The organism is Novosphingobium sp. (genome assembly GCF_032093395.1).
Taxonomy (GTDB): domain Bacteria; phylum Pseudomonadota; class Alphaproteobacteria; order Sphingomonadales; family Sphingomonadaceae; genus Novosphingobium.
The window spans coordinates 16,054-28,149 of sequence record NZ_DAMDBA010000066.1 but is presented as its reverse complement, the minus strand read 5'-3'; the positions used below and the strand labels follow the sequence as shown (position 1 = coordinate 28,149).

Annotated in this window: 13 protein-coding genes; 2 read left to right on the top strand and 11 right to left on the bottom strand. The window is 63.9% G+C overall.

Annotated features, from left to right (window positions below; genetic code table 11):
• From RT424_RS18495 to RT424_RS18455, 9 genes are all read right to left on the bottom strand, one after another.
• Positions 1-612 (bottom strand): tRNA guanosine(34) transglycosylase Tgt (locus RT424_RS18495; RefSeq protein ID WP_313441204.1); only part of this gene is annotated, 612 nt, incomplete at its 3' end.
• 19 nt (positions 613-631) lie between these two features.
• Positions 632-1,675, bottom strand: coding sequence for a DUF481 domain-containing protein (locus RT424_RS18490; protein WP_313441202.1), 1,044 nt, complete (start codon positions 1,673-1,675; stop codon positions 632-634).
• Between the two features lie 47 nt (positions 1,676-1,722).
• A complete protein-coding gene (locus RT424_RS18485; RefSeq protein WP_313441200.1) occupies positions 1,723-2,496 on the bottom strand; it encodes an ABC transporter permease in 774 nt (257 codons plus the stop codon).
• Positions 2,493-3,428: an ABC transporter ATP-binding protein gene (locus RT424_RS18480; RefSeq protein ID WP_313441197.1), complete on the bottom strand. Its 936-nt coding sequence runs from the start codon at positions 3,426-3,428 to the stop codon at positions 2,493-2,495. Before RT424_RS18480 ends, RT424_RS18485 begins: the two co-directional genes overlap by 4 nt.
• Before the next feature lie 42 nt (positions 3,429-3,470).
• Positions 3,471-4,505 carry a tRNA preQ1(34) S-adenosylmethionine ribosyltransferase-isomerase QueA gene (queA, locus tag RT424_RS18475; RefSeq protein ID WP_313441195.1) on the bottom strand — a complete coding sequence of 345 codons (1,035 nt, stop codon included), beginning with the start codon at positions 4,503-4,505 and terminating at the stop codon, positions 3,471-3,473.
• A gap of 51 nt (positions 4,506-4,556) precedes the next feature.
• A complete protein-coding gene (locus RT424_RS18470; protein WP_313441194.1) occupies positions 4,557-5,243 on the bottom strand; it encodes a peptidylprolyl isomerase in 687 nt (228 codons plus the stop codon).
• Positions 5,244-5,343: 100 nt separating this feature from the next.
• Positions 5,344-5,856, bottom strand: coding sequence for a pantetheine-phosphate adenylyltransferase (coaD, locus tag RT424_RS18465; protein ID WP_313441192.1), 513 nt, complete (start codon positions 5,854-5,856; stop codon positions 5,344-5,346).
• A 101-nt stretch (positions 5,857-5,957) separates the two neighbouring features.
• Entirely contained in the window at positions 5,958-6,851 is an 894-nt protein-coding gene (locus RT424_RS18460) for a farnesyl diphosphate synthase (RefSeq protein WP_313441190.1), read from the bottom strand.
• Positions 6,852-6,869: 18 nt separating this feature from the next.
• Positions 6,870-7,139, bottom strand: coding sequence for an exodeoxyribonuclease VII small subunit (locus RT424_RS18455; RefSeq protein WP_313441188.1), 270 nt, complete (start codon positions 7,137-7,139; stop codon positions 6,870-6,872).
• 138 nt (positions 7,140-7,277) lie between these two features.
• On the opposite strand from RT424_RS18455, the gene purL reads away from it, so the two are divergent.
• A complete protein-coding gene (gene purL, locus RT424_RS18450) occupies positions 7,278-9,437 on the top strand; it encodes a phosphoribosylformylglycinamidine synthase subunit PurL (RefSeq protein ID WP_313441186.1) in 2,160 nt (719 codons plus the stop codon).
• A 79-nt stretch (positions 9,438-9,516) separates the two neighbouring features.
• Here the strand turns inward: purL and RT424_RS18445 are convergent, their stop codons facing one another.
• Together RT424_RS18445 and serB are read right to left on the bottom strand one after the other, a co-directional pair.
• Positions 9,517-10,176: a DUF1345 domain-containing protein gene (locus tag RT424_RS18445; protein ID WP_313441184.1), complete on the bottom strand. Its 660-nt coding sequence runs from the start codon at positions 10,174-10,176 to the stop codon at positions 9,517-9,519.
• Positions 10,177-10,191: 15 nt separating this feature from the next.
• Positions 10,192-11,076 (bottom strand): phosphoserine phosphatase SerB, encoded by an 885-nt coding sequence (gene serB, locus RT424_RS18440; protein ID WP_409521538.1) that lies wholly within the window; start codon positions 11,074-11,076, stop codon positions 10,192-10,194.
• Between serB and miaA the strand changes: the two genes are divergently transcribed.
• Positions 11,069-12,061: a tRNA (adenosine(37)-N6)-dimethylallyltransferase MiaA gene (miaA, locus tag RT424_RS18435; RefSeq protein WP_313441180.1), complete on the top strand. Its 993-nt coding sequence runs from the start codon at positions 11,069-11,071 to the stop codon at positions 12,059-12,061. The genes serB and miaA overlap by 8 nt on opposite strands.
• Positions 12,062-12,096: the final 35 nt, after the last annotated feature.

The following is a 12,096-nucleotide window of genomic DNA, read 5'->3' as shown; positions in this document are numbered from 1 at the left end:
AGACTTGCGCAGACCTTCGTCGAGCACGCCTTGCTGGATGCCGAACAGCGCTGAATTCGCCGCGTGTTCGCCGCCACTGTCGAAACCGTCGCGGCTGCGTTTGGCCCAGCGCATCGACATTTCCATCGAACGGGCGATCACGTCGCGGGGCTGGTCGATCTTCGGGCATTCGTCGAAGCACATGACGATGTCGGAACCGAGCAGCCGCTGGATCTCCATCGAGCGCTCGGGCGTCAGCAGGTGGCGCGAACCGTCGAGGTGGCTGGCGAAAGTCACCCCGTTCTCGGTGATCTTGCGCAAGTCCGACAGGCTCATGACCTGATAGCCGCCGCTGTCCGTCAGGATCGGGCGATCCCAGTTCATGAACTTGTGCAACCCGCCCAGCCGCGCGACGCGCTCGGCGCCGGGACGCAGCATGAGGTGATAGGTATTGCCCAGGATGATGTCGGCGCCGGTGGCGCGCACGTCCTGCGGCTTCATCGCCTTCACGGTGGCGGCGGTGCCGACCGGCATGAAGGCAGGCGTGCGGATTTCGCCGCGGCGCATCTTGATGACGCCGGTACGGGCCTTGCCGTCGGTGGCGTGGATGGCGAATTCGAAACGGGGGTTCATGCCCCGCCCGTTACAGGCTTCAGAAGCCGTAGACCAGTGAGAAGCGCGAGATCGTGTCGGTCTTCAGCGAACCGTCCGGCGGCGAGGTTTCGTGTTCTATGGAGTAGGACAACCGCGTCTTCAAACCCCTGGCCATGCCCACTTCAAAACCCGTGGCCGATGTGAAGGTACTGTTCCCCGTTTCGATGTAGGACGATGCGTCCTGGGTAAGCTTCATCGTCGGCAGGATTTGCCAGTCAAAATCGATCGAGGTGAGCGCCGACCAGCTCGTTTCCTGGGGTACCTCGACGTAGCGGGTGCGACGAAGCGCAGGACCCACCTCCATCAGCAGGGACACGTTTTCGCGCTTCAGGATGCGATAACCCAGTCCGCCGGAGAGCGAATAACGATCGAGATAGCCCTGGATCCGATCCTTTTCGTACTGCACGCGCCCGTAAGTGAAGAGCCCGTCGTTCAGCGTATACCTCGGCTGATAGCTCGCCCCGTACTGCTCGCGCGAGACGTTGCCGCGATCCTTCTGATAATCGGCATTGAGCTGCACCGTGTGCTGCCAGTTCAACCCCTTGCGGTCCAGCTTCACCGCGCCGGTGTAGCCGAAGTTGCTGGTATTCCCCGTCGCCCGGAAAGCGCCCAGTTCCACTTTGCCGGTCCAAAGCTCAAGCAAGGCGGCGCGACGAATGCGCTCTCTCTCCGCGTTGGCCTTTTCCGCGATCTCCCGCGCGTTTGCATCCAGAAACGCCTGGTGCATCGAGCGAATCTCTTCCTTGTCGTAAGGCTGCGTGGAAAGCGCGGCCTTGACGACGGCGGAAACGACGGCGGAATCCTTCGTCTTGGAGGCAGCCTCGATCATCGACTTCACATCGTCGGGCAGATGAGGCGCCTCCACCGCTATATAGGGTGGAGGCGCGACGTAATCGGGCAGGTCGAGCCGCAGCGGCAGTTCCTCCACGGGATCCACCGGCAGCACTTCGATTTCCCGGAAGGCGTCGAAATCGTAGGGCTGGAACTGTAACGAAAAGGGCGCCTGGGCCTGGGCCGGAACGGTAGTCAGAAGAACAGGCACACCGATTGAAACAGCCAAACGCATTGTCATGTCACGATATTACCGACTCAGGCGCGCAGGCGCCAGCCCGTGCGGAAGATCCAGGCGATGACCGCCACGCAGAGCACGAGGAAGCCCAGCGTCATGCCCAGCGACAGGCCGATCGAGAAATCGGAACTGCCGTAGAAGCACCAGCGAAGACCGTTCACGAGATAGACCACCGGGTTCGCCATGGCGACCGAACGCCAGGGCTCGGGCAGAAGGTCTATCGAATAGAACGTACCGCCGAGGAATGTGAGCGGCACCATGAACAGCACTGGAACGACGCCCAGCTTTTCGAAACTGTCCGCCCAAATGCCCAGAATGAAGCCGAAAAGCGAGAAGCTGGCCGAGACCAGCAGGATGAACCCCAGCGCGTAGAAAGGATGGGCGATCGTGTAATCGACGAAGAACGTCGCGGTAAGGAGAATTATAGCTGCCAGAATCAGAGACTTGGTGGCCGCCGCTCCCACGAATCCTGCCAGCGTCTCTGCCACGCCCACGGGTGCGGACAGCAGTTCGTAGATCGCGCCGGTGAAGCGCGGCATATAGATGCCGAAACTGCCGTTCGAGGTGCTTTCGCTGAGCAGGGTCAACAGCAGCAGGCCCGGCACGATGAAGGCGCCATAGTTCACCCCGGCCATGCCCGAATCCATCTTGCTTCCGATCGCGGCGCCGAACACGATGAAATAGAGCGTCGTCGTCAGGACCGGCGCCAGGATCGATTGCATGGCGGTACGCAAGGCGCGCATGACCTCGCGCTTGTAGATGGTCCAGGCGCTGCGCGCGTTGAAGGCGATCATGCCGCCGCTCCTTCCAGAAGGTCGACGAAGATGTCTTCGAGGCTAGATTCACGAATGTCGATGGCGGTGTAGTCGATGCCCTGCGCGACAAGATCCTTGGTGAGTTGCGCGACCTTGGCTTTGCCACCGCCAGAGCCGTCTCCACCGCGATAGAGGAGTTCCTGGCCGTCGTTGGCGAGCGTGAGGTGGTAGTCGGCCAGCGCTTCCGGCACCACCGCAAGCGGCGTGGCAAGGGTGATGTGCGCCTCTGTGCGCCCCAGCCGCTTCATCAGCGAGCGTGTTTCCTCGACCATGCGGATGCGGCCGCCCTGGATGATGCCGACGCGATCGGCCATCTCCTCGGCTTCCTCGATGTAGTGCGTGGTGAGGATGATCGTCGTTCCGCCATCGCGAAGCTTCGCGATCTGCGCCCACATGTCGCGGCGAAGCTCTACGTCGACACCGGCGGTCGGCTCGTCGAGGAACAGCAGGTCCGGCTCATGGGCGAGTGCCTTGGCGATCAGCACGCGGCGTTTCATGCCGCCCGACAGTGCGCGGATCTGTGCCTTGCGCTTGTCCCACAGGCTCAACGCGCGCAGGATTTCCTCGATCCGGGCGGGATCGGGCGCCAGCCCGAACAGGCCGCGCGAATAGTTCACCGTGTGGAGCACCGTCTCGAACATGTCGGTCGCCAGTTCCTGCGGGACGAGACCGATGCGCGCGCGCAGGGAACGCCATTTGCGGCTCATATCCTCGCCGAAGGTCCGGATGGTTCCGCTCGTTGGCCGAACCTGCCCGCAGACGGCGCCGATCAACGTTGTCTTGCCCGCTCCGTTCGGCCCGAGCAGCGCGAATATCTCGCCCTTGTTGATGGTGAGGTCCACGCCCTGGAGCGCGGTGAAGCCGCCGGCGTAAGTCTTGGTCAGACCACTGATTTCAAGAATGGGTTCCATGCACCGCGTGATGCGCGAAACCGGTGACAGTTCCAAGTCCCCTCAGGGCAAAAGAAGGCTGGAATCTCCGTAGGAATAGAAGCGGTAGCCCTCCGCGACGGCATGGGCATAGACTTCCTGCATCCGCTCCAGTCCCATCAGCGCCGAAACCAGCATGAACAGCGTGGATTTGGGGAGATGGAAGTTGGTCATCAGCCCGTCGATCGCCTTGAAGCGGTAGCCGGGGGTGATGAAGATCGAGGTATCGCCTTCGAAGGGGCGAATCACGTCGTCCTCTGCGGTGGCGCTTTCCAGCAGCCGCAGGCTGGTGGTGCCTACCGCGATGATGCGCCCACCCGCCGCGCGTGCCGCGTTAAGGCGCTCCGCAGTTTCGGCATCGATGCGGCCCCATTCGGCATGCATCTTGTGGTCCTGCGTCTCGTCCGCCTTGACCGGCAGGAAGGTGCCCGCGCCGACATGCAGCGTCAGCGTCTCTCGCTTCACGCCCGCCGCGTCCAGCCGCGCGATCAGTTCCGGCGTGAAGTGCAGCGCCGCGGTAGGCGCTGCGACGGCGCCCTTCTCACGCGCGAACATCGTCTGGTAGTCGCTGGCGTCCTGTTCGTCGGTGTCGCGCTTGCCGGCGATGTAGGGCGGCAGCGGCATGCGCCCTGCCCGCTCCAGCAGGACTTCGACGGGCTCGTCACCCTCGAACAACAGGGTCCAGCTGCCGTCCTCGTGCCGCTCTTCGGCAAGCGCAGTGACCCCTGCGGGGAATTCGATGCGATCGCCCGCCTTAAGGCGTTTTGCATTACGGACGAAGGCCTGCCAGCGGCGGAGATCGATGCGCTTGTGGAGGGTCGCGCCGATCCTGGCCTCGCCGCGTCGTCCTTCGAGTTGGGCGGGAATGACGCGGGTATCGTTGAAGACGAGAACGTCCCCGACACGCAGTTCGCCGGGAAGATCGCGCACGACGCACTCGGCCATCGGCCCTTCGTGCCGCCCATGGACCACCAGCATTCGCGCCGAATCGCGCGGACGCGCAGGGCGAAGGGCAATGTTCTCGGGCGGGAGGTCGAAGTCGAAAAGGTCAACGCGCATGGGGCGCCCTCTAGAGAGGGCTTCCCTGCACGTCATCCCTTTTTGCGAGGATCAGTTAGACTTCGAATTGCTGAGCTGGTCCGCCGTGATCGTCTTCGGCGCTGGAGCAACCGCAGGCGGGGGGGGCGGCGCCTTGTTTTCGGAAGCGAGCGAGGCCTGGACGATCCTGGTCGGGTTCTGCGGCGGCTCGCCGCGCTGGATCGCATCGACGTACTGCATGCCCGAGATCACGCGGCCGAAGTTGGTGTACTTCCGGTCGAGCGAGAAGCGCGGGTAGAACACGATGAAGAACTGACTGTTGGCGCTGTTCGGCTCGTTGGTACGAGCCATCGACACGGTGCCGCGAACGTGCGGCATCGCGTTGAATTCGGCGGTGAGGTCGGGAAGCTGCGAGCCGCCCTGCCCGGTGCCCGTGGGGTCGCCGGTCTGCGCCATGAAGCCGTCGATCACGCGGTGGAAAATCTGGCCGTTGTAGAAGCCCTGCGAGGCCAGCGTCTTGATCCGCTCGATATGATGAGGTGCCCATTCCGGCATCAGGCGGATGGCCACGCGGCCGCCGTCCGAAAGATCGAGCAGGAGCACGTTCTCGGGCTGGTGCGTCACGTCGGGATCGACGAACGTCGGCAGCGCCGCAACTGGGGGAGTCGGGGCCGGATCTTCCTTCTTCTTGGCCAGAGCAGGCGTAGCCGCCAGCGCCAGGCCGATCATCGTCGCGGTAAGGGTCAGGCGAAACGTCATCGAATACTCACAGGAAGGAAGCCGTTCAGGCCAGGGGCGATAGTGCCCCGCTGCTGACGTGACAATGAATGAATTTGTCGCAAGGGTATCCGGGGCGCTCTCAGTAGTCGCCCAGGAGCCCGGTTTCGGCGATGCGGCCCATCACGTCCTCGCGCACGGCGGGACTGACGAACCGGGAAATGTCTCCGCCGAACAGCGCGATTTCCTTCACCAGCTTGGAGGCGATCGGCTGAAGACTGACATCCGCCATCAGGAACACCGTTTCGATATTCGGGTTGAGCTGCTGGTTCATGCCGGCCATCTGGTACTCGTACTCGAAGTCGGCCACCGCACGAAGCCCACGCACGATGACGCTGGCGCCCTGCTTCTGCGCGAACTTCATCAGCAGCGCGTTGAAACCGACGACGGTGACGTTCTCGATCCCCATCGCCGCCACTTCACGCTCCACCATCGCCATGCGCTCTTCCGGCGTGAACAGCGGGTTCTTCGACGGGTTCGTCGTCACCCCGATGATCAGGCGATCGACCAGCTTGGCGCCGCGCCGGATTATATCGGCATGGCCCAGCGTGATCGGATCGAAAGTGCCGGGATAGACCCCGATGCGTTCAGTCATGTCTTCTCGCTCCGTGCCCTGTCGGGCGATCAGGAATTCGCGTCAGGACGTTCTTTGAAATCCGGCCAGCGGTAACGTCGCCATCAGCAGCCAGGCTCTGATCAATGATCCCGCTCGACGATATAGCGCGCCACGGCCCGCAGCAGGTCGGCTTCCTTGCCATGCTGCGCGAGATGGCCGATGGCCTGCTCCACCAGCATCCGAGCCTGGTCGCGGGCACGGTCGGGGCCGAGCAGCGAGACGAAGGTCTCCTTGCCTGCCTGAGCGTCCTTGCCCACGGCCTTGCCTGCCACCGAGGCGTCGCCTTCATGATCGATGAGGTCGTCGGCGATCTGGAAGGCCAGGCCGATATCGCGGGCATAGCCGCGCAGATGCGTGCGCCCCTCGGGCGGCACTCGGCCCAGGATCGCACCCATCTCAACCGCGGCGCCCAGCAGAGCGCCGGTCTTGAGCTGCTGAAGCCGGGTGACGGTCTGGAGGTCGAACTCGCTGGTTTCAGCCACGAGGTCCATCATCTGGCCGCCCGCCATGCCTTGCGCGCCGCTGGCATGGCCGAGCGCCTGAACCAGTTCGATGCGCGTGAAGGGATCGGCACTGGTCGCCGGATCCGCCAGCACTTCGAAAGCGAAGGCATGGAGCGAATCGCCCGCCAGAACCGCCGTCGCCTCGTCGAAAGCGAGGTGAAGCGTCGGTTTGCCATGGCGCAGGGCGTCATTGTCCATGCAGGGCAGATCGTCGTGAATCAGGGAATATACGTGGATCGATTCGATGGCGATCGACGCACGGATCGCGGCCTCTCGAACGACGCCGTACATTTCCGCCACCGAAGCCAGCAGCAGCGGGCGCAGCCGCTTGCCGCCGCCGATCGCGGCATAGCGCATGGCCTCCAGCAGGCGGGCACGTGCATCGTCGGGAACCGGAAGCAGCGCATCGAAGGCGCCGTCGATCTCCTCGGCGATGCGGGCGAGACCTTCCGAGAGGACCGGGTCGGTCACCACAACCTCACCCACGAATCAGCGATCCGCCGCATCGAACGGCTGCGTTGCCGAAGGCGCACCGTCCGGCCCCGCAACGATGCGTTCGATCCGCGCCTGGGCGGCATCGAGCCGCTTCTGGCAATGCTGACGCAGCGCCTCTCCGCGTTCGTAGAGCGTGATCGAATCGTCCAGCGGCACGTCCCCGCTTTCGAGACGGCGCACCACGTCTTCAAGCGCGCGCAGCGCATCTTCGAAGCTCATCCCATCGATTTCAGGGCGAGCGATTTCGGCACTGTTCTCAGTCATGATCACCGCAATGGAGCGGGCGCGTTCACCGGTCAAGGCGGGACTGGACCGCCGCCCATAAAGCGCCGGGGCCATTGCAGCGAAATCCGCTCGTTTTCGCTCTAGCGAAGCGCCCAACTCGGCGCTAAGGCGCGTCGCATGTCCGAAATCACTCCCGATGTCGTCGAGGCCCACGGCCTCAATTCCGAGGAATACGAGCGGGTCCTGAACGCGCTCGGCCGAGAGCCCAACCTGGTTGAGCTCGGCATCTTCTCGGTCATGTGGTCCGAGCACTGCTCGTACAAGTCGAGCCGCTTCCACCTGAAGAAGCTGCCGACCAAGGCCCCCTGGGTGATCTGCGGCCCGGGCGAGAACGCCGGCGTGATCGACATCGGCGATGGACAGGCCGCCATCTTCAAGATGGAAAGCCACAACCACCCCAGCTACATCGAGCCGTTCCAGGGCGCCGCCACCGGCGTCGGCGGCATCCTGCGCGACGTCTTCACCATGGGCGCTCGCCCGGTCGCCAACATGAACGCGCTGCGCTTCGGCCGCCCGGATCACCCCAAGATGAAGCACCTGGTGCAGGGCGTGGTCGAAGGCATCGGCTCCTACGGCAACTGCGTGGGCGTGCCCACCGTCGGCGGCGAGACGAACTTCCACAAGGCCTACGACGGCAACATCCTCGTCAACGCCATGACCGTGGGCGTCGCCGAGACGGACAAGATCTTCTACTCGGCCGCCACGGGCCTCGGCAACCCGATCGTCTACGTCGGTTCGAAGACCGGCCGCGACGGCATCCACGGCGCCACCATGGCCTCGGCCGACTTCGACGAGAAGTCCGAGGAAAAGCGCCCGACCGTGCAGGTGGGCGACCCTTTCACCGAGAAGCTGTTGATCGAGGCCTGCCTCGAACTCATGGCCACCGACGCCATCGTCGCGATCCAGGACATGGGCGCGGCCGGCCTCACCTCCTCGTCGGTCGAAATGGCCAGCAAGGGCGGTGCCGGCATTCGCCTGAACATGAACAAGGTGCCCTGCCGCGAAGAGGCAATGACGCCCTACGAGATGATGCTCTCGGAAAGCCAGGAGCGCATGCTCATGGTGCTCCAGCCCGGCAAGGAGCCGATGGCCGAGGCGATCTTCAAGAAGTGGGAACTGGACTTCGCGGTGATCGGCGAAGTGACCGACACCGGCCACATGGTTCTCGAATTCAACGGCGAAGTGGTCTGCGACATTCCGCTCGGCCCGCTGGCCGACGACGCACCGGAATACGAGCGTCCCTACGTTTCGCCTGAGGAATACAAGGCCTGGGCAAAGGTTCCGGCCCTCGGCGACGTGGCGGAAAGCGCCGACGTGGGTGCCGACCTGCTCAAGCTGATGGGCACGGTGGACCTCGCCTCGCGCAAGTGGATCTGGGAGCAGTACGACAGCCAGGTCGGCGGTGACACGATGCAGAAGTCCGGCGGCGACGCGGCCGTGGTGCGCATCCACAATACGCCCAAAGCGCTGGCGATCAGCACCGACTGCTCACCGCGCTATTGCTATGCCGACCCCTATGAAGGCGGCAAGCAGGCCGTGGCCGAGACCTATCGCAACATCAGCGCCGTGGGCGGCCTTCCGCTCGCCATCACCAACTGCCTGAACTTCGCGAACCCGCAGCGCCCAGAGATCATGGCACAGATCGTCGGCTGCCTGAACGGCATGGGCGATGCCTGCCGCGCGCTCGACTATCCGATCGTTTCGGGCAACGTCTCGCTCTACAACGAATCGAAGGCCACGGGTGGCGGCTCTGCCATTCTGCCCACCCCGGCTATCGGCGGCGTCGGCATCCTTACTGATCACGAGAAGATGGCGACCGTGGCCTTCAAGAACGCCGGAGACGAGATCTTTGTGCTCGGCGGAAGCGGCTCGCACCTCGGCCAATCGCTTTGGCTGCGCGAGATCGCCGGCCAGGAAGCGGGCGACGCGCCCCAGGTCGATCTCAAGCTGGAAGCTGAGAACGGCGCCCTGATCCGCGACTGGATCAATGCCGGCAAGGTTACCGCCGTTCATGACGTGAGCGATGGCGGCCTGCTCGTCGCCCTTGCCGAGATGGCCCTTGCCAGCGGCATCGGCTGCAATCTCGAAGTGGAACTGAACACCGCCGAAGCCTTTGGCGAAGACCAGAGCCGCTACGTCGTCACCGCGCCCGCCGGCACGGAACTTCCCGGCGCGGTTCGCATCGGCACGGTCGCGGGCACCAAGGTTGCGGGCAACGAAGTCTCCGCGCTGAGGGAAGCCAACGAGGCCTTCTTCAAGGACTGGATGGAAGCCTGACTCGCTTACCACCTGACGCGAAATCGAAAGGGCGCCCCCAGCGGGCGCCCTTTTTTGTTGGTGCCCTCTTCTGGTCTGTTCAGCCGCCGCCCGTAGACGACGCCAGCACATTCACGGTCAGCGCCAGGATACCGAGGTTGAAGGCAAAAGCGAAAAGGCCGTGAAAGGTCGAAATACGCCGCATCGCGGAATCGGTGATCTCGATATCGGCCGTCTGGCAGGTCATGCCGATCACGAAGGCAAAGTTCACGAAGTCCGCGAAGTCGGGCACGCAACCGCCTGGAAAGTCGAGACCCTTGTAATCGCCGCTTTCATGCGACGTGTAATAGAGCCGCGCATAATGGAAGGCGTAGATCAGGTTGGCAAAAGTCCAACAGGCCAGCAGAGTGACCACCAGCAGCGCAATCTCGCCCACGCGAAGGTTCTTGTTGTCGAGCACCAGAGTGCCCAGCGCCGCAAGGATCACGGACGTGATCAGCGCGGTCAGTAGCAGCAGTACCACCTGTCCCACGTCGTCGCGCTTGGCCTGGCGGCGCATGACGTCGGGATTGCCGTCCAGCCAGAGCGGGAGACAGGATGCGACGATGGCGATGACGGCGAGATCGAACGCGGTCACGACGGCCTCGACCGGCTTCAGCCATGACAGCAGCGGCCACGGCGCCAGCAGGAATATCACCAGAAACAGCAGATAGCGGGGGTGCGACAGCCGGTTCAGGAAAGCAGTTTCTCGTCCGGCCATCGCTATCGCCTTCCCCTATGCGCGGACCCATTCCTGCTCGTCGATGCCCAGCAGCCTCAGGACGCTGGTGAGATCGCCCCGGTCGATCCAGCCATTGGCCGCCGCGCGCGCCTTCGGCTTGGCATGGTAGGCGATACCGTAAGTCGCCGCTTCCAGCATGGGAATATCGTTGGCGCCGTCACCCGTGGCAAGGCTGGTGACGTCTTCGCCCAGCGCAGCCACTTCGGCGAGCAAGGTCGCCTTCTTTACCGAACTGTCGACGATGGGCCCGGCAAGGCCGCCGGTCAGCTTGCCGTCCTCTACCTCCAGCCGGTTGCCGACGACGAATTCGAAGCCGAGCTGCGCCGCTACCGGATCGGCGAAGTGATGGAAGCCGCCCGTCACAAGCACGGTACGGCAGCCGAATTTCTTGAGCGTTTCCACCAGCGTGCGCGCGCCGGGCATTGGCCTGATGCGGCTGGCGAGGCATTCCTCGATGGCATCGATCGAGAGCCCCTTGAGCAGGCCCACGCGCTCGCGAAGGGCTTCCTCGAAATCGAGTTCGCCCTGCATCGCGCGCTCGGTGATTTCCGCGATACGCTCCTTGAGGCCCGCGAAATCACCCAGTTCGTCGATACATTCCTGACCGATCATGGTCGAATCCATGTCGGAGATGAAAAGCTTGGGAATCGTCGGCTCATGATCGCAGACCAGGCCGTCGGTCGGCGCGAAATGGTCGTCCAATGCCTGGCGCAGCGCGGCGGCATCTTCGTCCGGAGAGGCGATCTGCATGGTGGTTTCGCAGAAATCGAGCATCGCCGCCGACGCAAGACGCACGCCGGCTTCATGCATTTCGGCCCTAGCCGCATCGATTCTTGCCGAGAGGTGGTCCGGTTCTGCTATCAGCCGCGCAATGAGCACTGCGAATTCCCTTGAAGCTGCGTATGAAAATTCCACTAGTGGCCGCGAAAAGCCACCGCTCGCGCTCATTGCAGGGCCGACCGCCAGCGGCAAGAGCGATTGTGCCGTGGCCCTGGCGCAGGAACTGGAACGGCGCGGCCGCCGGGCCGTGATCGTCAATGCCGACAGTTCGCAGGTCTACGCCGATCTCACCGTGCTGAGCGCCCGGCCCACGGCAGAAGAGATGGGCGGCATCGACCACCGCCTGTTCGGCGCCTGGGACGGGGCACAGACCTGCTCCGCCGCCGAATGGGCCCGCGCGGCCCGCGAAACGATCGGCGCGATCCATGCCGAGGGTGCCGTCCCGGTGCTGGTCGGCGGCACCGGCCTTTACATACGCACCTTGCTGGACGGCATCGCCCCCGTCCCTGAAATCGCCCCCGAAGTGCGGGAGGCGGTGCGCGCCCTGCCCGTCGGCCAGGCCTACGCGGCGCTACAGGCGGAAGATCCCGAGCGCGCGGCGCGGCTCGCCCCGGCGGATAGCACGCGCATCGCCCGCGCGCTGGAAGTCGTGCGCTCCACCGGGCAGTCGATCGGCTATTGGCAGGCCCGGACCAGCGGCGGCATTGGCTCCGACGTCTCGGTTCGAGCCGCCATCCTGCTTCCGGAACGCCAGGGCCTCTATCGTCGCTGCGACCTGCGGTTCCAGCGCATGATGGAACGCGGCGCGATGGCCGAAGTGAAAAATCTTCTTGCCCGCGAACTCGATCCGGACCTGCCCGTCATGCGCGCCATCGGCGTTCCGGAACTGGCTGGGGTGCTGCGCGGCGAAACCTCGCTGGAGGATGCTATCGCGCGTGGATCGCAGGCGACCCGCAACTACGCCAAGCGCCAGTTCACCTGGCTGCGCCATCAGCCTCCGCAAGATTGGACAAGGATCGAGTTCGAATATTTCGACGAAAAATCACTGAGAGATAGATTATTTCATATTATGGGGTTGACGTAATATTTTCGTCCCCTTAGAGCCCCCTCACCCGCTGA